General features: G+C 44.7%; 18 protein-coding genes. 9 read left to right on the forward strand and 9 right to left on the reverse strand.

Going from position 1 to position 21,903, the window contains the following annotated elements:
- The first annotated feature begins 162 nt into the window (after nucleotides 1-162).
- Nucleotides 163-1,140 (forward strand): arginine deiminase-related protein, encoded by a 978-nt coding sequence (locus L1D15_RS00695; protein WP_239835586.1) that lies wholly within the window; start codon nucleotides 163-165, stop codon nucleotides 1,138-1,140.
- Between the two features lie 229 nt (nucleotides 1,141-1,369).
- On the opposite strand, the gene L1D15_RS00700 is transcribed toward L1D15_RS00695, so the two are convergent.
- Complete coding sequence (locus L1D15_RS00700; protein ID WP_239835585.1) at nucleotides 1,370-2,290, reverse strand: DUF368 domain-containing protein; 921 nt, start codon at nucleotides 2,288-2,290, stop codon at nucleotides 1,370-1,372.
- A gap of 643 nt (nucleotides 2,291-2,933) precedes the next feature.
- On the opposite strand from L1D15_RS00700, the gene gltS reads away from it, so the two are divergent.
- On the forward strand, nucleotides 2,934-4,160 hold the full coding sequence (gene gltS / locus L1D15_RS00705) for a sodium/glutamate symporter (RefSeq protein ID WP_239835584.1): 1,227 nt from the start codon (nucleotides 2,934-2,936) through the stop codon (nucleotides 4,158-4,160).
- A 58-nt stretch (nucleotides 4,161-4,218) separates the two neighbouring features.
- On the opposite strand, the gene L1D15_RS00710 is transcribed toward gltS, so the two are convergent.
- Nucleotides 4,219-5,349: an HlyD family secretion protein gene (locus L1D15_RS00710; protein ID WP_239835583.1), complete on the reverse strand. Its 1,131-nt coding sequence runs from the start codon at nucleotides 5,347-5,349 to the stop codon at nucleotides 4,219-4,221.
- Nucleotides 5,349-5,738 carry a DUF3302 domain-containing protein gene (locus L1D15_RS00715; protein ID WP_239874333.1) on the reverse strand — a complete coding sequence of 130 codons (390 nt, stop codon included), beginning with the start codon at nucleotides 5,736-5,738 and terminating at the stop codon, nucleotides 5,349-5,351. Before L1D15_RS00715 ends, L1D15_RS00710 begins: the two co-directional genes overlap by 1 nt.
- A gap of 127 nt (nucleotides 5,739-5,865) precedes the next feature.
- On the opposite strand from L1D15_RS00715, the gene L1D15_RS00720 reads away from it, so the two are divergent.
- Nucleotides 5,866-6,756, forward strand: coding sequence for a DMT family transporter (locus tag L1D15_RS00720; protein ID WP_239874334.1), 891 nt, complete (start codon nucleotides 5,866-5,868; stop codon nucleotides 6,754-6,756).
- Between the two features lie 2 nt (nucleotides 6,757-6,758).
- On the opposite strand, the gene L1D15_RS00725 is transcribed toward L1D15_RS00720, so the two are convergent.
- The 4 genes from L1D15_RS00725 to deoD form a co-directional block, all read right to left on the reverse strand.
- Complete coding sequence (locus tag L1D15_RS00725) at nucleotides 6,759-8,339, reverse strand: GGDEF domain-containing protein (RefSeq protein ID WP_239835580.1); 1,581 nt, start codon at nucleotides 8,337-8,339, stop codon at nucleotides 6,759-6,761.
- On the reverse strand, nucleotides 8,323-9,807 hold the full coding sequence (locus L1D15_RS00730) for a hypothetical protein (protein ID WP_239874335.1): 1,485 nt from the start codon (nucleotides 9,805-9,807) through the stop codon (nucleotides 8,323-8,325). The genes L1D15_RS00725 and L1D15_RS00730 overlap by 17 nt, the downstream gene beginning before the upstream one ends.
- 127 nt (nucleotides 9,808-9,934) lie before the next feature.
- The gene (locus tag L1D15_RS00735; protein WP_239864678.1) at nucleotides 9,935-11,404 is read right to left on the reverse strand and encodes a lactate dehydrogenase; all 1,470 of its coding nucleotides are present in this window, start codon (nucleotides 11,402-11,404) and stop codon (nucleotides 9,935-9,937) included.
- A 63-nt stretch (nucleotides 11,405-11,467) separates the two neighbouring features.
- Nucleotides 11,468-12,178 carry a purine-nucleoside phosphorylase gene (deoD, locus tag L1D15_RS00740; RefSeq protein ID WP_006960227.1) on the reverse strand — a complete coding sequence of 237 codons (711 nt, stop codon included), beginning with the start codon at nucleotides 12,176-12,178 and terminating at the stop codon, nucleotides 11,468-11,470.
- 350 nt (nucleotides 12,179-12,528) lie between these two features.
- On the opposite strand from deoD, the gene L1D15_RS00745 reads away from it, so the two are divergent.
- The 4 genes from L1D15_RS00745 to L1D15_RS00760 are packed head-to-tail and all read left to right on the forward strand — an operon-like array spanning nucleotide 12,529 to nucleotide 16,608.
- The gene (locus tag L1D15_RS00745) at nucleotides 12,529-13,479 is read left to right on the forward strand and encodes a DUF523 and DUF1722 domain-containing protein (protein ID WP_239864677.1); all 951 of its coding nucleotides are present in this window, start codon (nucleotides 12,529-12,531) and stop codon (nucleotides 13,477-13,479) included.
- A gap of 1 nt (nucleotide 13,480) precedes the next feature.
- On the forward strand, nucleotides 13,481-14,266 hold the full coding sequence (locus L1D15_RS00750; RefSeq protein ID WP_239874336.1) for a MerR family transcriptional regulator: 786 nt from the start codon (nucleotides 13,481-13,483) through the stop codon (nucleotides 14,264-14,266).
- 4 nt (nucleotides 14,267-14,270) lie between these two features.
- Entirely contained in the window at nucleotides 14,271-15,686 is a 1,416-nt protein-coding gene (phrB, locus tag L1D15_RS00755; protein ID WP_239874337.1) for a deoxyribodipyrimidine photo-lyase, read from the forward strand.
- Between the two features lies 1 nt (nucleotide 15,687).
- On the forward strand, nucleotides 15,688-16,608 hold the full coding sequence (locus tag L1D15_RS00760; RefSeq protein WP_239864674.1) for a L,D-transpeptidase family protein: 921 nt from the start codon (nucleotides 15,688-15,690) through the stop codon (nucleotides 16,606-16,608).
- Between the two features lie 55 nt (nucleotides 16,609-16,663).
- Here L1D15_RS00760 and L1D15_RS00765 read toward each other — a convergent pair whose 3' ends face one another.
- A complete protein-coding gene (locus L1D15_RS00765; protein WP_239835573.1) occupies nucleotides 16,664-16,912 on the reverse strand; it encodes an Lpp/OprI family alanine-zipper lipoprotein in 249 nt (82 codons plus the stop codon).
- Nucleotides 16,913-17,256: 344 nt separating this feature from the next.
- Here L1D15_RS00765 and L1D15_RS00770 point away from each other — a divergent pair, with 344 nt between their 5' ends.
- Nucleotides 17,257-18,600: a DEAD/DEAH box helicase gene (locus L1D15_RS00770; protein WP_239874338.1), complete on the forward strand. Its 1,344-nt coding sequence runs from the start codon at nucleotides 17,257-17,259 to the stop codon at nucleotides 18,598-18,600.
- Nucleotides 18,601-18,891: 291 nt separating this feature from the next.
- Entirely contained in the window at nucleotides 18,892-21,363 is a 2,472-nt protein-coding gene (locus tag L1D15_RS00775) for a collagenase (RefSeq protein ID WP_239874339.1), read from the forward strand.
- A 63-nt stretch (nucleotides 21,364-21,426) separates the two neighbouring features.
- Here the strand turns inward: L1D15_RS00775 and L1D15_RS00780 are convergent, their stop codons facing one another.
- Nucleotides 21,427-21,702 carry a nitrogenase-stabilizing/protective protein NifW gene (locus L1D15_RS00780; RefSeq protein ID WP_239874340.1) on the reverse strand — a complete coding sequence of 92 codons (276 nt, stop codon included), beginning with the start codon at nucleotides 21,700-21,702 and terminating at the stop codon, nucleotides 21,427-21,429.
- Nucleotides 21,703-21,903: the final 201 nt, after the last annotated feature.

The following is a 21,903-nucleotide window of genomic DNA, read 5'->3' on the forward strand; positions in this document are numbered from 1 at the left end:
GTTTTAAATGTCATTCTATCCATAAAATTTACTGTAAAACTTAAGATTTACAGTAAAAATATAAGATTAGTATCGATTGTTATGCATGAATTCAGTAATTGTTATCTTAACAATATGTCTACAATTCAGCGTAAGTGAGTGAGATATAACGAGTCTATCGCCATGTTCAAACAGCAAACACAACTAGAAAAGTCAGTTTCTACCGTGCAAAACGCCAACTGTGTGGTAATGGTTCCACCAAAAGAATTTGCGTTTAATGCTGAAACCGCTCGAGACAATGAGTTCCAACACCAAGTCAACGAAACCACGGAGCAAGTTCGCAAGCAAGCGATGCAAGAATTTAATACCATGGTTGGTCAGTTGCGCCAAGCTGGTGTTCAAGTTGTGGAATTTGATTACCCTCTTGGTGAAGTCGAAACGCCCGATGCCGTCTTCCCTAATAACTGGTTCAGCACTACTGCTGATGGTGCTTTGTACACTTTTCCTATGGCGTGTGAAAACCGTCAGCAGGAAGTTCGTCCAGATGCTTTGCGTGAAGCTCTAGAAGCCGCAGGGCGAAAGGTGGTGTCAGAAGATTCTCTGACTGATTACCTGGCTCAAAATGCACATCTAGAAAGTACGGGTGTTATGGTCATTGATCATGTGAATCGTACTATTTATGCGGCGTTGTCACAGCGTTGTGATCGTGAAGTATTGGAAGACTACGCTGAGCGTATCGGTTACGATCGTGTTGTGTCATTCCAGACTGCCTTACCGTCAGGCAAGCCGATCTACCATACGAATGTGATGATGGCGATCGGGGAGCGTTTCTGCGTCATTTGTGACGAAGTGATTCCTGAATTTGAACGTCGTTTTGTACTTAAGTCTCTGGCGAAAGATAAGCAGGTTATTTCTATCAGCCTTGAGCAGATGAACCAGTTCTGTGGCAACATTCTAGAACTTGAAACGGTGAATGGTGACAAAGTGATTGCCATGTCACAATCGGCGTACGATGCCTTCTCATCAGCACAACGTGCCCAACTTGCGAGCCACGGTAAGCTTTTACCTTTCAACGTTCAGACCATCGAGTCGATCGGGGGTGGCAGCGTTCGTTGTATGCTGGGTGAAGTTTTCTTACCAAGCCGGCAGACCCTTCTATAAATATTTAACAGCCTGTCATCTGACAGGCTGTTTTCTCTATACAATAACAAACCCGGCAAATGCCGGGTTTCACATTGATGAAGCGATTACTTAATCAGCCCCGCTTTTTAATACTTGAATACGCCTGCGTGAAGTGGGCGACGAGCGATCATTGACTACTATGAGCTTTTGGAATGAGATTCAGTAGACAAAGATGAAAAGAAAAGCAGCCAGTTGGCTGCTTTAGTGATTAGAGTTCGCGGCTTTCGGCAAACTTTTCTAGCCCCAGCACTAGAGCAATGGCACACAACATAAGAACGACAGCGATGCCTATTTGTGCTGGCTGTGACGTGATGGCTTCAAAGTCAAACGGTGATAGATTGCGCTCGACTAGTGGGACTTGCTCACCACTCGAATTCGTCCGCCAGGTTAGAGTCTCTTTCCAAGGCCAGATCTTTGGTAATGTACCAATCATTAAGCCAGTTAAAAAAATCAGAGTCACATCCCTGAAGCGTTTTAGTAGCCAAGACAATACGTGAGAAAAACTCAGCAAGCCAATCACACAGCCAGTGAGAAAGAGCAGCAAGATAGTCACATCCAGTGATTTCACCGCACCTAGAACGGAGCTATACATGCCGATGAGCAACAAAATGAAGCTGCCTGAGATCCCCGGTAAAATCATGGCACAGATGGCGATAGCCCCCGCAAACATGACATTAATATTGGTCGGATCCATTTGAAGTGGTTTGAGGATGGTAATGCTATAAGCAAACCCAACCCCGAGTAATAGGAAGATAAGTCGGCTGATACTTCTTTTTTCAATTTGCTTTAGCATATGGAAGACCGAAACCAGAATTAAGCCAAAGAAGAAAGACCAGAGAGGGATAGGGTGTGTCACTAATAGCCATGAAATTAGCTTTGCCAGAGTAGCAATGCTGGTTAGTACACCACCAAAGAGAGCGATAAGGAATAAGCCATTGATATGATTAAACGCAGCTTTCAATCCATCGCGTTTTAAAATACCAATTAAGCTTGGGTTAATACGCCGGATACTCTCCAATAATGTGTCATAAATACCAGTGATGAAAGCAATGGTACCACCAGAGACTCCTGGTACCACGTCGGCAGCGCCCATAGCTAAGCCTTTGAAGAAAGTAGATAGATAGTTCATTCGTTACAGCGGTTCAGTTTAGGTAGTGGGAGTATATCGGATTGACGTCAAAAAAGTATGAAAATAGTGAATGGATAAACTAGTTGATAAGATACTTGTTTAATACCGAATTGCACTTTTTTGCAAAATGCAATTTTCATTTTGCATTTTCATTATAATAAATTGGTGAAAAGTTGGATCAAGATTAGGGTTTTTGTGGGTTTTAAAGTTGGCACGATACCTGCTCTATTTAAGGTGACCCTTATTAAGCCGAGGGTCACCTAGCCAACTGACGTTGTTAGTGAATGAACTTGTTCACACAATATATACGCCAATCGCCATTATTGCGGTTGGCTTTTTTTTGCTTTTTAGCTCACTCTTCGTCAATTTACATTGATTCATAAAACGAATTTTCTCTCTATACTCGACAAACGCTCGTGAGTTTATTAATAATGTCCGCTTTCTTTTTGACCCTAAAGTACATCATCGGGTCTTACTGTTGAAAATCGCGTGGGAATATCCACAGTAGAGAGGGCACCTTTCAATAGAGAATATCTCAATCAATGCCTACAATTGTTACCTGATCCCTTGGTAACGAAAAGGCTTAGAGCTGTATGCTCTTTACTCGTTAGGGAAGATGAGTGACAAACAATGAAGAGGTTATATGAATCAGATAATTTCGGTTGGACCACTAGAATCTTTCTTAATTGCTATCAGCGTGTTATTTCTTGGTCACTTTGTAAACTCAAAGCTGCCAATTTTGAAGAAATTCAACATTCCAGAGCCTATTGTTGGTGGATTAATCGTTGCGATGATCATCACTGCAATGCATTTTAATGGCGTAAGTTTGGAGTTTTCACTGCCACTGCAGAATACCTTTATGCTGATGTTTTTCAGTACCGTGGGGTTAGCTGCAAACTATACGCAGTTAATGAAAGGTGGAGCGAAAGTCTTTGTTTTCCTTGCGGTTGCGTCTTTTTACATCATTATTCAAAACGGTGTTGGGGTGTCATTGGCTTCAGCTCTAGGTTTAGACCCATTAATGGGTTTGATTGCCGGCTCTATTACCTTATCCGGCGGCCATGGTACTGGTGCTGCATGGTCTCAAACTTTTACAGAGACCTATGGTTTGAGTAACACCTTAGAAATCGCGATGGCCTCGGCGACATTTGGTTTGATTATTGGCGGTATAATTGGTAGCCCAGTAGCACAGAAGTTGATTAACAAGAATAACTTTGAATCTGAATACGGGCGTGGTACCCAAACCCACGAAAAGTTCCCAGAAGTTGTGACGTATAACGAATACGAAGAAGATAAGGTGACAGCGAAAAAGGTCATTGAAATACTTTTTATCCTCCTCATTTGTGTCACTGGTGCTAAATATCTTGAACAATGGGTGAGCAGCTTAGAAATCAGCTGGCTGATGATCCCTGACTTTGTTTATGCGCTGTTTATCGGTGTGTTTATCACCAATATTCTGGAAGTGACCAAAACTCACAAAGTGGATGCGGAGACGGTCGATATTTTGGGTACTGTGTCTTTGTCGCTGTTTTTGGCTATGGCTTTGATGAGCTTAAAACTATGGAATATTTTCGATCTCGCGATTCCATTTCTGATTATCCTGTCGGTTCAGTCTGTCATTTTGGGTATTTTTGCTTACTTTGTGACGTTTAAGGTGATGGGTTCAAACTACGATGCGGCTGTTATTGCGGGTGGGCATTGTGGTTTTGGTCTGGGGGCAACGCCGACCGCTGTTATGAATATGGGGTCTTTGGTGAATAAATTTGGCCCTTCCCCACAAGCTTTTATGGTCGTACCGATTGTGGGCGCCTTCTTTATTGATATTGTGAACCTGATTATCCTACAAGGTTACATCTCCTTTATTGGCTAAGAGCATACTTAAATAGCAAAGGCCTCTTTTTAGAGGCCTTTGTACTATCTTGTCGACATTAATGGTCAAGATAGAGATAGTTTTGCCAACTCTTCATTCGGATGAGGACTTTGCGCATAATCGAAACGTGGGTGAATTTATCTGAATAAACCGCCACTTCGACAGCAGTACCCATGGGCAAATGATAATCAGATAAGTCGTCCGTAATTTTAAGTGTCACAAACACTCGTCCACTTGTCCGTAGTGCTTCTGTCCCTAGAAGAGCTCCACGGGCTTGAAATTGGCTTTCACCAATCGCAGGCAGTACATCGACTACTTCTCCTTTAAAAACCTTACCAGGAAGCGCTCTGAAGAGAAATTCTGCTTCATAGCCAGGTTGCAGGCGTTGTAAGGAATTTTGCCTAAACGCGGCCGCATAAAGTGTTTCCTCGGTATGAATAAAGGTCATCACTGGTGCTAATGGCAGTGGAACAGCCATAACGCCGGGTCGTAAGGCTAACTGGGTTGCAAAGCCATCGGTAGGGGCTCTGACAATGGTTTGCTCCAGATCAAACTCAGCCTGTCGTAGCTCTGCTAACAGGCGAGCCACTGTGGTGTTTTCTCCACCAATTTCAGAGTTGAGTGCGATCTTGGCTTGCTCCACCCTAGCTTCAGCAACTTTCACCGCCGCGTCAGCAGCTTTGTATGCCTGACGTCGTGTATCCAGTTCCTGTTCGGTGAACGCCCCTTTATCGAAACCGCGCTGATACCGTGAATATTCGCGTTGCGCTTTGTCTCGGTCTGCGATGGCCTGAGCTTGAGCAGCTTGCGCTTCTTGCACATCAGATTCTAGCCCCAGTGCGCCTTGGCTGGCTTCTTTTATCTGAGCTTCCAGTTTTTCAACTTCAGCTTCATAAGGAACCGGATCGATCATGAACAAAATGTCCCCTTTCTTAAGAGGTTTATTGGGTTCAACCGGCACTTCGATCACGCGGCCTCGCACACCTGAGACAATAGGTGTGCTGGAAAATACCTGATTGCCTAGCTGGGTGAACGGATGGTTGTAGTTCATCAGCAGAATTAGTGTGCCGACTAATACCACACCACCTAATACGGCCGTGGGCACGGTCCATTTATTGAGTGGAATATTAAAGATTTTAAATATGGCAATACATAATGCGGCATAGGTCAATATGAGGAGTAAATCCATTATTGCTCCTCCTTATTATCGTCGGTTCGGGTAGTGAGCGAAGGTTCAGCCTGATGTTGTTCTTTTAGTTGGTGCACGGCTTGCTGCAACTGATTAACTTGATCGATGAGTGAATCAACACGATGATGAATATCGTGCTGTTCTTCCTCTAGTTTCTGAAACCCCCATCCTCTTTCTTGACGCCACAATGTGGCCCATATCCAGAGAAATGGCCAAATAGCGTGTAGTGTGAACAAGCTGACCCAGCCAGCATAGTGGATGGCATCTTGATGCGGGTGCTGCCGCTCTTTGGCGATTTCATAGGGAATGTCGTGAATGACAATGATGCCGTAGAAAATGACCAATGCGACAAAAATAAGTAGGCCTAGCGCGAAGTAGTCCAAAAACATAAATGCGTCCCTGTTATTGTGTTTTTATTCAATAAAACGTACGGTGATACGAAGTTAAGTATAGAAATAAAAACAAGAAATTAGAGAGTGTTTACCCATTTTCTTAATCCAGTCTTAAGGTGAACGGATGGAGTTTCAGGGAGAAATTGCCGCACTATCTGCGGCTGTAGTTTGGGCGGTCGCGACTTGGATTTACAGCCAGTTTAGTCATCACTTTTCAGCGATGCAGCTCAATATTGTTAAAGGCGTTGCAGCGTCTGGGATGATGTTAATAGTCATGCCATGGCTTGATGGACCAGCCACTGAGGTATCCACTCTCCATTTGTTGATATTGGCGTTGTCCGGAATTATAGGAATAGCGATTGGAGACAGTGCCTACTTTGCCTCATTAAAGCGAATTGGTGCGAATAAAACCTTGCTGTTGGAGTCGTTGTCCCCGCCATTATCCGGTGTTTTAGCGCTAGTTGCACTGGGATCAATACTGCCCCTACAAAGCTGGGTAGGTGTCTTGGTCACCACTGCAGCGGTCACTTTTGTGATTTTTCAACCGGATGTCCACGGCGAAAAAACGCATTGGTCAGGTGTAGGATTTGGCATGCTGGCAAGTGTCTGTCAGGCCTCGGGGGTAGTCATTTCTCATTATGCGCTTGTTGCCGGAGATTTACCGCCTTTGTTGGGAGCATTGATTCGATTATCTGTCGGAGTGTTGGCGGTGGCTTTGGTTATTACTGTGTTTGAGAAAAAGCCGTTTTCATCGATGATTATGCATTTGCGTCAACTATCTACGTCGTCTTTTTTGTGGCTGTTGAGTGCCATCTTTGTTGGGACTTTTCTCGCTCTCTGGTTACAACAAATTGCGCTAAAACATGCAAATCCTGCGATTGCTCAGACGTTGATTGCAACCAGTCCACTGTTCATGCTGTTTATCTACATGGTTAAAGGCGAGAAGGTCACAGCCAAAAGCATGATGGGTACTTTGGCTGCGCTTGGTGGGATTTCTTTATTCTTTTGGCGCTAGTTTTACTCAGTGCACACTTGATTACGACCATTCGCTTTCGCCCGATAGAGGGCTTTATCTGCGCGATAGAAGGTACGCTGAGTATTTTCACCTTCGCGGTGAAGCGTAATACCAATACTCACGGTAAGTCCACGCTCACCAAGAATATTCTGCCAGCCAAATTTGAAAATGCGTTCTCGGTAGTTTTCCGCATGCATTGTTGCTTGCTCTAGAGTTGTACGTTCAAGAATCACCAAAAACTCTTCACCACCAAACCGGACACTCGATGCTCCTCTGAACTTGAAGTAGGCGGCCAGTTCATGGGAAACATTGACGATGGCTTTATCGCCCACCAGATGGCTGAGCTCGTCGTTAATCGATTTAAAATGGTCAATATCAATCACCATCAAAGCAAAAGGTACATCATGTAACAGCAGATCTTTGAGTTTTACATCGAGCCAGCGCCGGTTGTGTAGACTGGTCAGTGGGTCGGTAAACACGTCTTGCTGGAGCTTAGCTACGGTATGTTTTTGGTTTTCAGTTGTTTCCTTGAGTTCTCGGTTTTCAAGCTCTGATAGTATCAACTTAAGCTGCAGTTCAAATCGTGACAATCGACGTAACTGGGCAGCACCAAGCTCACCAATGGGAATTTGTTTCATTAAGTCACTTTCGATACGAAAAGCCCGCTTTTGGCAGGCCAGAGCTTGTTGAAAGTCACCTTGCTGCTCGTAGATATCACCGAGAGCAGTATTTAATTTTAGATTCAGCACAGGAGAGGCGTAGCGCCTTATTTTCTTCTGAGCTCTTTCTAATACCCAATTTGCGAGGTGCGGCTTGTTTGACTCGTTGAGGCTGTGTGCCAATTCAAGACGAATCATGTTCGATAGCCAAATAGAGTGGATGTTCCCTGCGGTGTATTGAACATTGCCCAAGGATTCAATGGCTTGTTCATGTTTACCCAGACGACGAAATAGCTTGGCCTGATAAAGCAAAATCTGCCCAGCCAGCACTTTATCGCTGACTAAAATGGCGAGTTCAGAACATTCTTTGAGTAAATCTTGTGCTGCGGAAGTTCGGTTAAGCTCAATATAACAAGCCAACATATACAGCTTATAACGTAGTCGCAGCGAACGGCTGGAAATGGCATGGTCAATACTGTCGATTTTCTGGTAATAGCGTAAGGCACGGTTATGGTCGCCATACGCATCACAAAGATTGCCCATACCCAATACCGCTAATACGTAGGCATCAATATGACTGGTGTCTACCGCAATGGTCGAAGAGGTAATGTATTCTTGAAGTGCGCCCGAGTAGTCGCCACTTTCAACCAACCTATCGGCCAAGCTATTTTTCACCTCAAGTATCAATTCAGCATCATTAGGTAAAGAGAGGTGTTCCAGCGCACTTCTTAACTCTTCAATACTGGTCTTCGGCTGCTTAAGTTCATTGCGATATTCAGCACTGATGATCAGGCTTTGTGCTTTTTCCTGTGGCGTTGTCGCAATATGCTGGCGAATATGATTCCAGAAAATGATCGCTTCTTCCCCAGACACAGAAGAAGCATCTAAACCCGATTCGGAGATTTTATTAAGCAATGTTTCCATTCTGTATTTCCAGTGGTTGGCTTTCTTCTAATTGTTCTAGGGTAAACGGGAATGTCAGGATGTCCTGAAAAACAACTTTTGGTAGTGACTTATTCAGGCCTTTGCGGTGCCATGGATAGATTTCAATCATTTGTGCCAACACGTGGAATACCTGCAATGCAGCGTCGTCTTTTTCTGACAGTAGGATACCTAAGCGATCGCTGCTTAGTCGAGAGAGCAAATCTCGATGAGTACAAAGTGAGTGTGCCAGTTCAGCACATACTTCAAGGTACTCAGGATCATTGTGTTGAATGATCACAACAGCATGATTGGATCGTTTAAGTTCCGTTTTAAACAACACCAATTGTTCCCACCAGTAAATCTCAGACACCATTTGATTGAGGTGTTTCTCAGGATCGTACTCGTGTTGACCTCGGATGCGGTTAATGAGTTTGCGAGCTCGTTGCTCAAGCTGGCGTTTTGATGCCCGAGCTTTATCGTTGCTGACGCGAGCCGTTTGCTCTCTGAGCATGTCTATTGAATATTTACGATATTTTTGAAAAGCTCGTAGTGCGGTTTTAAAGTCACCTTGCTCTTCAGCTACGCGGGATTGTTGAAAGCAGATTTGTGACAGTAACTCACCATTATCGAAAGAAGCCGCAGAACGCTCAGCCAGGACCAATAGCTTTGCGGCTTCGTCAGGTCGCTTTCTCAAAAGCTCCAATCTTGCTTGGCTGATATAGGAATGGGCTTTCATCCACACGAGGTCATGCTTTTCGGCGAGGGCTTGTGCTTTTCCTGTTGCCACTTCTGCATCTTCTATTCTTTCAAGGCCTAGCAGAGCTAGCCCTCGGAAGTCCCACATTTCGGCTTGCCAAGTTTTGTCATCGTGGCCTTTGAGTGCCTCGGTTGCGCCATCAAGTACCGTCAGCATCTCCACATAATTGTTGAGTAAGTAAAGATCCCAGGCGAGGAGAATCCTTGCTTTACCTTCCAGCCAACCTATGCGGGTGTTATTGGCCACGGTCACAGCCAGCTCATGAGTGGTTCTTGCAAGCTGGTACTCATGGGTGATACGCCAGACGTTTCCGAGCCCAATTAAGGATTCAATTTGGATTTCGATTTCATCGACTAGTGCAGATTGCTCTAATGCATTGATCCAGAACTGCTGGGCGGAATAGTACTTAGCCTGCCCCCAAAAATGGAGTGCGTGGATATGAAGGATCTCAGGAAGAAAATCGTCAGTGTCTAAAGAGTTGAGTTTGCTGTGAGCTTCTTTGATGTATTTCAGCCCACGCCGATAATCCATTAGACTCCAAGCACAGCGAGACATGATGATCAGGCACTGCACAGCCCCTTCCGGGTATAAAATCTGATTGGCGCGCGTTGCGCACTGTTCAGCGATAGCTAAAACCTTCTCAGGTTCGCTTTCAATTCGTGTTTTGAGCTGTTCAATCTCTGTGTCTAGCAGGTGCTGGCTTTTATCCAATGAATCAACCCCTTAGCAGCCATTTCTAATATTCATTCAAAAGTATTATAAAAATAGTGGCTGATGCAACTCTAGTAAAAGCATTAATACGCCTAAGGTTTAATGGCGTACTTCACAATATTAGTAATTATGAAAGCAGTTCCCGCAGAGTCAAAGGTGACTGAGTTAAACCAAGACTTTGCGCTGCAGTCATACCACTCTTATCTTGGTAGCACAAATTATGCCATGCTCGAAAAATGTCCAACATAGGCAGTAGCCCGCCTGGACGAAGCTTACGACGTGGCTCATTGATGAAGCTTTCAAACAGAGTTTGGAATCGTTGTTGATAGAACTCAGTTTGTCGAATACTTGCTTTGCTAAGCCATTCTTTAGGCTCGTTATTCTTGCCTGCTAGATAACAGATCCCTTTAGACGAGTTGGCAAAAGAGGTAATTGCCCAGCGGTCTCGCCACCATCCCATATGAACAATGTCGATTTTGCCAACTAGATGCTGTTCATTCCAGTTAGCGTCTTCTTCTACATACAGAAGGTCGACATTTTGACGCTGGATACGTGGTAGACAGACGCTGAGCGCCGCAGAGCGCAAAACTGGGTCCTGAGGTAAATAGATAGAAACCTGACGCTCGCTGTTACATAGATCCAAAACGTGCAGGAAATGGGCGTAAGATGTATAAGGTGGACGAATTAGCGCCCCTTTTGATGGGTAGTTGAACACCGTCAGGTTACCCATTGGGTCCTCGACATTACCGCGGGCTAAAATGGTTTGATACTGCTGGTCGATACGTTCTCTGAGCATCGGTGAAGGCTGTGGCACAGGAATGCTGGCCTCTGATGAGTGATCACGAGAGACAAATCGCGCGGTTTCTTGATAGGGGTCGTGGTCGATATCCCCTTGTGGCTCTTCATTGCTAGAGTAGTTGACGTGCTGGCAAAGAATATAGCCCGAGTTTGCTTCTCCAGTTGCGATCCATAAAACGCCGTTGTTGCTCTTAGGCTGCAGAGGCACATAGTAAGAGGCTAGCTCATACTTTTCGGCATGATTTACCCAACGAGCATCAAACATGGCGAGTTTGCGGCGGCATCGGCTAGCGATGTGATCGAGGTGATCGTAAAACGTCTTCGGGTTGATCTCTAATTTACGGCAAATTTCACGTACTGAGTAGCCCATAAAGAGCAAACCGAGGAGGTTTTCCTGAAAAGCGAGTTTTTTGTTGGCACCCGACCATTTATCTACGAACGTCGATTGGCACAGCTTGCAACGATAACGTTGACGGTCACCGCTGTAACCAAAGGCATGATACAGGTGTTTGTGAGTATGGACAGACAAGCCAAAGTTTTCGCAATCGGTATTGCGACACGCTGGAAGACCGTCACTGTGGAGTTGTCTTAAACGATGGAGTTCGTTTAACACTTCCTGATTGTTAAGTAAGGGGGGGAAAGCACCGCACTCCCGACAAACCATCGCAGGTCGCTTAGGGTTAGCATGTTGCACGACGTATCGATGTGCATCACTCAATCCAAAGTTGTCACACGCCAATGTTTTACAAAAGTTGAGTTGTAACCCGTCTGCTTCCTTAGGCAGTTTGCCAGTTGTCACTATCTCCCCCTCGGGATTATCTGGGCTGCCAGAGCCAAGGCGCTGGCAGCAAAAGAAAGGTCATTAGATGTTGATGGCTGTTTCAAGCGCAACTTTCATCATGTCATTGAAAGATTTTTGACGCTCTTCAGAGCTCAGCTTTTCACCACGAATGATGTGGTCAGACACTGTCAGGATAGTCAGTGCTTTGGCACCTAAATCGGCAGCAACACCGTAGATGCCCGCGGCTTCCATATCTACACCTAGAATGCCAAGCTTTTCCATCTTCTCAAAGATGTCTGCTTCCGGAGTGTAGAAAAGGTCAGCAGAGAATACGTTACCCACTTTTACAGGTACTTCTTGAGCGCGTGCTTGGTTTACCGCTTCTTCTAGAAGGCCGTAATCAGCAATTGCAGCGAAGTCATGATCATTAAAACGGATACGGTTCACTTTGGAATCTGTGGATGCACCCATACCAATGACAACGTCCATCAGGTTAACGTCGTCACGTACAGCACCACAGCTACCCACACGAATCACGTTTTTTACGCCATATTCAGCGATCAACTCGTGAACGTAGATACAAGCTGATGGGATACCCATACCGTGGCCCATTACAGAAACACGTTGACCTTTGTAAGTGCCTGTAAAGCCAAACATGCTACGAACATCACAAACTTGTTTTACATCTTCTAGGAAGGTTTCCGCGATGTATTTAGCGCGAAGAGGGTCACCTGGCATTAAAACTGTTTCAGCGAAATCACCTGGTTGAGCGTTAATGTGTGGGGTTGCCATAGTAGTTACTCCAAGTTTATTAGTAATTATGTGTTCTGATTACTAATTTTGTTGATTCTCAAAAAACTGTTGAAGCAATACTAGCTAGATATGATAAGGCTCCGTGAGAAGTGTGTCACAAAAGTTACCCATTTAACTATAGATATGAGTATCTATAACGTTTTTTGTTGAAAGGGTTAATGCAATCGATTTGGAAAAACGATTGCTTCAGAATTGAACCGAAAACGGATCAATTACGTAACACTTCGTTAAATTGTACATTTTTATTTCTTGTATAACTTTGGAATGTTGTGCTAAAACTTATACAAAAGATATTTTTGTACACATTAACAAGAATACTGGAGCATCATATGAGCAACGTAATCAAAGTCGGCATTAGTTCTTGCGTTTTAGGTGAAAAAGTTCGCTTCGACTCAGGACATAAGATCAGTAAGTTTGTTACTAAAGAACTTGCTCCCTTTTTCGAGTTTGTTCCTGTTTGCCCCGAGGTAGGGATGGGAATGCCTGTTCCGAGACCAACTATCCGATTGATCTCGGACCAGGAACGTATCGCTCTAGTAGAAACAAAAGATGCATCTATAGATCACACAGACAAAATGGTGGAATACTCCAAAAGTAAAGTGGCTGAATTAAGTCATACCGACCTATGTGGCTACATTGTCTGCGCCAAGTCACCGACTTGTGGTATGGAGCGAGTCAAGGTGTATAAGAAAGGTGGGGCCGAAAATATTGGTGTCGGCCTATACACACAAGAGTTAATGAAACAGATGCCGTGGCTTCCTGTGGAAGAAGATGGTCGCTTAAATGACCCTGTACTGAAGGAGAACTTCATTACTCGTATATACACGCTAAGAGATTTCTACGATTCAATGGAAGGGGAACCGACAGCAGGTAAAATTGTTGCATTTCACTCACGTTATAAACTGACTTTGATGGCACACCACCCTCAATCTTACAAAGAGCTTGGCCGCTTAGTTGCGAACATCAAAGATTATGATATTGATACTTTCTACCAGAAATATCGTGTTGGTTTGATGAAGGCGGTCTCTCACCGAGCAAGTCGCAAGAATAACACCAATGTTTTGATGCACCTTCAGGGCTACTTCAAACGAGACCTCGCTAAAGAACAGAAAGCTGAGCTGTGCAATGTCATTGACCAATATCGTCAAGGCACGTTACCGCTCTTGGCTCCCATCACTTTAATTAAACATTACTTGGCTGCTTATCCGGATGCTTATTTATCCGAGCAGAAATTTTTGCAGCCACACCCTCAGGAAATGCGCTTGAGATACGGATTATAAGATGAAGAGATACGCAATAAGAGAAATATCTGAGCTGACGGGCGTAAAACCAGTCACTCTGAGAGCTTGGCAACGCCGCTATAGTTTGATTGAGCCTGAAAGAACAGAAAAAGGTCACCGCCTCTATACTCAGAAACACATTGACCTAATCAATAAAATCCAAGGCTGGTTAGGCAAAGGAGTGTCGATTGGTAAGGTGAAAGCTTTGCTGGAATCAGGAGAGCAGGTTGAATCCGAAGTATCTGCTAGTGAAACTCAACTAGAGGATGTTGAGCCTGTTTTGGACGCTTTGGCCAACCTCAACAAAGGTAAGGCTGAAACCTTGATACATTCGGTGCTTAAAGAGTATCCACTCCATGTTGTAGAAGCCCAGTTTATTCAACCAGTAGTGCAAGCTCTTGGACTTGTCAGGCAGAGTCTGCGTTCACTTCAGTTTGGTTTATTCCATACGCTGATGCTAACCAAACTCAACGCTATCATTGAAGCTGAAAACAAAGTGGCACGTTCAGGTAAAGCGCTGTTTATTTGCGCTCAAGGCAGTATGGATATTGGTTCTCGTCTGATGGCACTTTCACTGGTGGAGAAGGGATATAAAGTCACCTTGATCGACGACGTTGAAGATTTGTCTGGCTTGATCGATCACCCATGCCTAGATGAATTCTCAGCACTGGCTATATACAGTGCGCGTGCGGTGAGTGAGTCTCAATTGTCTGCCATTAAACAACTGGAAGACTCTGTTTCAGGTGAGTTGGTGCTTTCAGAATTGCTTCAGCGACTTAAGGGGTAAAGTCATGAATCTTGTGTGGCTAAGGCGTGATCTAAGAGTCGAAGATAACGCTGCATTGATCAACGCCGTTGAGACGGGTGAACCGGTTGTCTGTATTTATGTTGCCACGCCAGAAACATGGCAGGATCATGGTTTGGCACCTATTCAGGCCGACTTGATCTATTGCCGCTTACAGGCATTAAAGCAAGATCTCGAATCTTTGCGTATCCCACTGCTTTATCAGCAGGTTGAAACATATACGAAGAGCGCCCAATGTGTGGCTGAGGTTGCTACTTTACTGGGGGCTACCCGAGTCTATGTGAATAAAGAATATGAGGTTAATGAACAGCAACGTGATGCTAAGCTTGAATCTTGTTTGAGTCATGCCGGAATTCAACTCGAGTCCAGCGATGATAAGTGCCTATTTACCCCTGGTAGCGTGGTAAACAAACAAGGCAGTTACTTCAAAGTCTTCACACCATTTAAGAAGGCCTATCTTGCAAAACTTGATGCTTGCTCGTTTCACGTTCGTCAACCCAAGGCAGTCACTTCGAGTGAACTACCTGAACAATTAGGCTCTCTTTTGCTTAATGATGATGTTAAATTCAGTTACTCAAGAGAGCCGAGTGACCAATATGTTGTTGATACACAATCAATCATTCAAAAGCTGCGAGACTTTGATAGCCAAGCTATTGAAGGTTATGCACGTAATCGTGACTTTCCAGCAGTTTCAGGAACCAGTCAGCTTTCACCCTATCTAGCCATTGGAGCTTTGTCCATTCGTCAGTGTATGGCGCGTTTGATGTTTGGCCAGACTCCTCCTCTTAGCCAAGGTAGAGAAGTCTGGCAAAGTGAGTTGATATGGCGTGAGTTCTATCAACATCTGATCTACTTCGAACCGAAGTTAAGTAAAGGTAGATCTTTTGTGGACTGGGGGGAACGCTTGGTATGGCACAATAAACCACAGCAGGTTGAAGCCTGGAAGCTGGGGGAGACGGGGTTTCCGATCGTCGATGCTGCAATGAGGCAGCTCAATCAGAGTGGGTGGATGCATAATCGGCTTAGAATGATAGTCGCGAGCTTTTTGACGAAAGATCTTCATGTGGATTGGCGAGTTGGGGAGCGCTACTTCATGAATAAGCTTGTCGATGGTGATTATGCGGCAAATAATGGTGGTTGGCAGTGGTGTGCTTCAACGGGCTGTGATGGACAGCCTTACTTTCGCATTTTCAACCCCATTACTCAGGGAGAGCGATTCGATCCAAACGGAGAGTTCGTTCGTCAGTGGATACCTGAATTGGCTCAGGTACCAGACAAACATATTCATCAACCTTGGAAATGGAGCGGTGTAAGAAGCTTGTCATATCCGTCGCCAATAGTTGATCACAAGGTCGAAAGAGAAGTAACCTTACGGCTCTACAAGGAAGCGAAGGACGCTTAGAATGTTGCGAACACTACTCTCTCTCTGTTGCTGCTTCAGTGCTTCACTATTTGCCGCAACCTATGAACTGCCTCCAGAGGGGAGTAATATGGTCGGACGGACGCAATATCACCAAGTCGAAAGTGGTGAAAACTTAGCTGATATTGCTAAGCAGTATGATGTCGGCTTTCTGACCCTAATGGCAGCGAATAAGGGTGTTGACCCTTTTCTTCCCGCTGAAGATTACGTGTTGACGATCCCAACCCAGATTATCCTTCCTCAGGTTCCAAGGGAAGGTATTGTCATTAATCTTGCTGAACTTCGTTTGTACTACTTCCAACCAGAGAAAAACTTGGTCCATATTTTTCCTGTAGGTATTGGTCGAGTTGGGCGTGATACACCTGAAATGGTCACCAGCATCAGTCAAAAAAGACCGAACCCCACATGGACGCCGCCAGCTTCTATTCGTAAGGAGTATCTTGAAAAAGGGATAGAATTGCCGCCAGTTGTACCAGCTGGGCCTGATAATCCTCTTGGTGAATACGCAATGCGTCTTGCTTACGGTGTTGGAGATTATCTGATTCATGGTACCAACAAAGATTTTGGTATTGGCTTGCGTGTGAGCTCAGGATGTATTCGTATGGATCCTAAGGATATTGATTGGCTATTTCCAAAAGTGAAACTTGGCGAAAAAGTGCGGGTGATTAATGAGCCAGTAAAGATTGCACTCGAACCTGACCGGAGTGTGTTTCTTGAAGCGCATGAACCGCTAACGCGCAGCGATGGTAGCAAAAAAGATTTGACGATTCCTCAGGAGCTCAGATGGTGGTTAGAAGAGTTTGATTTGTCTGATGCGAAAGCAAGAGCCGCGATTCTGGCGCAAAACGGAGTACCGGTAGAGGTGGTGTCACCAAGTGATTCCTACATTCATCAATCGCTTTAAAACGAATAGAAAGGGCCTGCAATTGCAGGCCCTTTCTGATCGAAAATTGACAGAATTACTTGGTGTAAGACTGAGCAATGTTGTCGATACGCTCATTAGCTCGTGCCGCTTCTTCTTGAGCAGACATTGCAGCATCGCCAGATTTACGTACTTCTGACTGTAGAGCCTGTACATCTTGGCTTAGTTGGCTAACTTGATTGCTTAGCTCGTCAATTTTTGCTGAAGATGCTTCGTCTGGACCAGAAGCACAACCCGCTAGAAGAAGTACAGAAGACGCCGCAGCTGCGATCAACATTTTGTTCATAGAAGAACTCCTTGCATTTAAAGTATCAAAAAGACGCCCTATACATTTCTGCTCATATAGTGACGGTTCATAAAGTGTAGACTCAAATCTAGGCTTCAAAAAGCAGAAAAAAGTCAAAAAAACCCAAGAATTTAAGCAATTATCAAATTAGTTGATACATGTCTCACTGGTGAGAGGTATAAATGTCAATGTTCTAACTACAATGAGGGGTGCAAAGGGAGTGAAAACAGATAATTTTCTGTGATCTCTATCCAGTGCTAACCTTTCACGGTATCATAGCGCGTTTTTGAACACTTTCGCGTTTAAGCCGTAACCAAGAGCAAGGCTGAAACGCACATTTGAACTTGGAGAATACTTTGCACTTTAAAGATTTAGGCCTAGACAATCGCTTACTGAAAAACCTGAAGCATTTTGACTTCAAGAAGGCGACAGAAATACAGCAACAAGCCATTCCGGTGTCGATTGCTGGTAAAGATCTGTTGGCTTCTTCAAAAACCGGCTCAGGTAAAACATTGGCGTTTGTGCTACCGATGCTACACAAGTCTTTAAAGAACAAAGCTTTTTCTGCAAAAGATCCTCGTGGTGTGATTTTGGCTCCGACGCGTGAGTTAGCAAAGCAGGTATACGGTGAACTACGCTCTATGCTGGGTGGTTTGTCTTATGACGCGACTCTGATTGTCGGAGGAGAAAACTTCAACGATCAGGTGAAAGCGCTGCGTCGTTACCCGAAATTTATCGTTGCTACACCGGGACGTCTTGCGGATCACCTTGATCACCGTTCTCTTCATTTGGATGGTTTAGAGACACTTATCCTTGATGAAGCTGACCGTATGCTGGATCTTGGTTTCGCGCCTGAGCTACGTCGAATCCACAACGCGGCTAAGCACCGTCGCCGTCAAACATTGATGTTCTCAGCAACCCTTGATCACGCGGAAGTGAACGAGATTGCTTTTGAGATGCTAGATGCTCCAAAACGTATCGCGATTGGTGTTTCTAATGAAGAGCATAAAGACATCACACAGAAATTCTATTTGTGTGACCACCTTGACCATAAAGAAGCTATCCTTGAGCGCATTCTAGAAGAAGCTGAATACAAGCAGTTGATCATCTTTACTGCGACTCGAGTGGACACGGAGCGCTTAACGGACAAACTCAACGAGAAGAAGCTTAAAGCAATCGCTCTGAGTGGTAACCTAAATCAGACTCAGCGTAACACCATCATGAGCCAGTTTGAGCGTGCAGTGTTCAAGATTCTGGTCACAACAGATGTCGCTTCTCGTGGTCTGGATATTGCGAACGTCACACACGTTGTGAACTTTGATATGCCTAAGCACACCGAAGAGTATGTTCACCGTGTTGGTCGAACTGGCCGTGCTGGTAATAAAGGTGACGCCGTGTCTTTGGTTGGCCCGAAAGACTGGGATAGCTTTAAGCGTGTTGAGGCTTACCTTCAGCAGGATCTTACGTTCTCTGAACTGGAAGGTTTGAAAGGTAAGTTCAAAGGAATTAAACCACGTAAACCTGATTACCGTGGTAAGAAGAAAGTGGTCAAGAAAGCCAAACCACAAGCGAAGAAAACAGCGAAGAAACCTGCTCAGCGTGATAAAGGTTTCTATCAGAATGTCGCTGTGGGTGATTCGGTCTTTATCCCGAAAAAGAAAGTCGCCCCGAAAGCAGACGACGAGTGATAAGAAAGCCACCTGTACTAGGTGGCTTTTTTGTATGTATTTAACGGAATTTGTGCCGTTAAAAAGGTTGTTAAATTAGTAGCATAAGATAGCTTTTCCACCAGAAAATATAATTGAGAGCGGATTTCTGAAACCAGCAAGATTAGAAACTGAGACCACAACATCCAGTGTTTATATTTTGCTTACTATGCGCATTTTTCTCTGTTTAGAGTGAGTAGTGATCGGGTGACCGATTGCATATGGCACTTCACCGCGAAGTGCTCCTACTTAACGACAGACAGAAGAAAAAAGATGGAACTTAAAAAAATAACAGTGGCAGTGGCTAGTGTATTACTTAGTGCGAATGCCTACGCCATCAGCGCGCCCGTACCACAGGTTGTCGAACTCGATGCAGAACACAATCACGAACATCACCATGGTGTAGAAGATCAACACCTCGAATACACCCCAACGAAACTCACTCCCAAAAAGCCTCAACCAACAATCAAAGCGTTCAACATGATTGCGGCTGATGAAGCGGCTGTACCATGTGACGTTGAAGCGTTTGCGACATCAAACAGCACCAGCCTGATTAATACCATCACAACTCAAGGTGCTAGCTGTGTTAATGAGCTGTTCTCTGCTGAAAGCCGTATTCAGGAGACAACGTTTGAATCTGGCAACATGTTTAACGTTGCCAAGCACACCACAACTTTAGCTAAGAATTACCAAGGTGGAGGAAGCGATGAGCTGGAAGCTTTGTTCCTCTATCTACGTGCTGGCTATTACGCGGAGTTTTACAACGATAAGGTAGGCTTCACTACGTGGGTGCGCCCAGCGGTGAAAGAGGCAGTAGATGCGTTTGTTGCCAACGGCAACTTCTACGAGAACAGTGATGCTCACGGTAAGGTGTTGGCAGAAGTGATCATCACTATGGACAGTGCCAGCCTTGAACATGAATACATTGGCGTGGTCACGCAATGGCTAAATCGCTGGAACTCGGATTACGCTAAAAATTGGTATATGCGTAATGCGGTCAACAGTGTATTTACTGTGTTATTTGGAGGAACTTGGAATGATGAATACCAAGCTAAAATCGGTGAACAGACTGATCTAGTCAATGCATTGTCGAATTTTGCATTGAACCGAGCCTCCATTGGTCGTGATGATGAGTTTATGACTGCGAACGCTGGCCGTGAACTTGGCCGGCTTACGCGTTATCAAAATACGACCATTGAGGAGATTGTCAAAGCCAAGGTGAAGCAGATCTTCGAACAGTATGAAGTGTATGGCTTTGGCGATGCGGTATGGCTGGCAACGGCGGACACTGCTTCACATTACTCGGATTGTACCGATCTAGGTATATGTAACTTCAAAACAGAGCTGAAGTCTCTAGTGCTGTCACAAAGCTATACTTGTGGCCCGTCGGTTCGTATTTTGTCCCAGAATATGACTCAAGTTCAGCATCAGTCAGCTTGTGAAAAAATGGGCTATGAAGAAGGGTATTTCCATCAGCGTCTAGAAACGGGTAATCAGCCAGTTGAAGATGATCATAACACCCAGCTACAAGTCAATATTTTCGACAGTAGTGATGACTATGGTAAATATGCTGGTCCCATATTCGGTATTGATACTAATAATGGTGGTATGTATCTCGAGGGTGATCCAGCCAAGCCAGGAAATGTTCCTAACTTCATTGCTTATGAAGCTTCATACGCCAATCCAGATCATTTTGTCTGGAACCTAGAGCATGAGTATGTCCATTACTTGGATGGGCGATTTGATATGTATGGTGATTTTGGTCATCCAACTGAAAAGGTTGTGTGGTGGAGTGAAGGGGTAGCGGAGTATATCGCCAACGAAGACAACAATCAGAAAGCCATAGACACGATCAAAGACGGATCCACCTACACACTCAGTGAAGTCTTTGAAACGACGTACGACGGCTTTGATGTTGACAGAATCTATCGCTGGGGATATCTGGCTGTCCGCTTTATGTTTGAGCGCCATATGGATGACGTAAACCAGATGCTGGTGGAAACGCGAAAAGGCAACTGGTCGCAATACAAAACCATTATCAGTGGTTGGTCTACGGCTTACCAAAGTGAGTTTGAACAATGGCAACAAGAGTTGGTTAATGGTGGCTCAGATCCACAGCCACCAACCGCAGTAATATCAGTCAAAAGTGAGGGACAAATAGGTGAAGCCATTTCATTCAGTAGCAAAGACAGCTCAGACTCCGACGGTGAAATCTCAAACTACTACTGGGAATTCGGTGACGGCTCGACCAGTACACAGGCCAATCCGACGCACCAATACAGCCGTGAGGGGAGTTATTCGGTCCGTTTAACCGTGACGGATAATGATGGGTTAAGCGCTAGTACTAATACGTCGATCAATATTCGTAGCCAAGGCGATAATGATTCACTGCCAACGGACTGCGCGGATCGTTCAAAAGTCAGAGGGGGAAGATTGGTCGCGGGAGAGCCTGTCTGTTTAGCTTCTCAATCACCTATCTGGCTCAGCATTGAAGGGGTGAATCAGTATCAATCCATGTCGATTACATCGGCGCATGGGATTGGCGATCTGAAGTTGGAGTACAGCAACTTCGGCTGGCCAAATGACGAAGGCTCTAATCTTCATGGATGGTCTGATAATTCAGGCAATTCAGAATGTATCACCATTAATGGTCAGGCGAATTACTGGGGGTACTTGAAAGTCTCTGGAGAGTTCAGCAACGCAGCACTGGTGGTTGACTTCAATACATCAGGTTGCCGTCAATAGGTCGTGACTTCGAACAAAGCTCAGCATTCGCTGAGCTTTTTCGTTTTTAGCTTCACTGAGGGATTAACGTCGCTGACAAGTGGTGCACCCTCGACATGCGGAGCGGGAATGAAGATCCAGACGGCTACGCTGAATTTTGCAGTAGGCACTTTTCAGGCAGCGCCGCGCTGCAAACCAATCTTCAGGTTTTACCATAATTAAGTAGCCGTTAAACCGCTTCACTAGAGGCGTTCGATACTCACTTATAAAAGCTGGATCGTAACCGATCTCGAAATAATCTAACGCCTCCTCTATAGAGGATAATTGGGCAATTTTTCGTTGGATTTCAGCGTCGCTCATCGTCGAAAACATCTGGAGAATGTGCCGAAATTATCTCATCTCTACTGATAAAGTTATTGATCTAAATCGAATCTAGTAAGGTGTGGGCAAATGTTAAATTTCGAACAATAACCGATCAAAAAATAGACGTTTCATCACACATTTTCATTAACTTACGTGATTTTTATCTTGTCATATATTTATAACAAATATGCAACTTGT

Origin of the sequence: Vibrio sp. Isolate25, from assembly GCF_022398025.1 — a bacterium.
Taxonomy (GTDB): Bacteria; Pseudomonadota; Gammaproteobacteria; order Enterobacterales; family Vibrionaceae; genus Vibrio; species Vibrio coralliilyticus_A.

Coding starts and splice junctions, on each gene's coding strand:
- L1D15_RS00695 (WP_239835586.1), top strand. CDS start 163: ATGTTCAAACAGCAAACACAACTAGAAAAGTCAGTTTCTACCGTGCAA.
- L1D15_RS00700 (WP_239835585.1), bottom strand. CDS start 2,290: ATGAACTATCTATCTACTTTCTTCAAAGGCTTAGCTATGGGCGCTGCC.
- gltS (WP_239835584.1), top strand. CDS start 2,934: ATGAATCAGATAATTTCGGTTGGACCACTAGAATCTTTCTTAATTGCT.
- L1D15_RS00710 (WP_239835583.1), bottom strand. CDS start 5,349: ATGGATTTACTCCTCATATTGACCTATGCCGCATTATGTATTGCCATA.
- L1D15_RS00715 (WP_239874333.1), bottom strand. CDS start 5,738: ATGTTTTTGGACTACTTCGCGCTAGGCCTACTTATTTTTGTCGCATTG.
- L1D15_RS00720 (WP_239874334.1), top strand. CDS start 5,866: ATGGAGTTTCAGGGAGAAATTGCCGCACTATCTGCGGCTGTAGTTTGG.
- L1D15_RS00725 (WP_239835580.1), bottom strand. CDS start 8,339: ATGGAAACATTGCTTAATAAAATCTCCGAATCGGGTTTAGATGCTTCT.
- deoD (WP_006960227.1), bottom strand. CDS start 12,178: ATGGCAACCCCACACATTAACGCTCAACCAGGTGATTTCGCTGAAACA.
- L1D15_RS00745 (WP_239864677.1), top strand. CDS start 12,529: ATGAGCAACGTAATCAAAGTCGGCATTAGTTCTTGCGTTTTAGGTGAA.
- L1D15_RS00750 (WP_239874336.1), top strand. CDS start 13,481: ATGAAGAGATACGCAATAAGAGAAATATCTGAGCTGACGGGCGTAAAA.
- phrB (WP_239874337.1), top strand. CDS start 14,271: ATGAATCTTGTGTGGCTAAGGCGTGATCTAAGAGTCGAAGATAACGCT.
- L1D15_RS00760 (WP_239864674.1), top strand. CDS start 15,688: ATGTTGCGAACACTACTCTCTCTCTGTTGCTGCTTCAGTGCTTCACTA.
- L1D15_RS00765 (WP_239835573.1), bottom strand. CDS start 16,912: ATGAACAAAATGTTGATCGCAGCTGCGGCGTCTTCTGTACTTCTTCTA.
- L1D15_RS00775 (WP_239874339.1), top strand. CDS start 18,892: ATGGAACTTAAAAAAATAACAGTGGCAGTGGCTAGTGTATTACTTAGT.
- L1D15_RS00780 (WP_239874340.1), bottom strand. CDS start 21,702: ATGAGCGACGCTGAAATCCAACGAAAAATTGCCCAATTATCCTCTATA.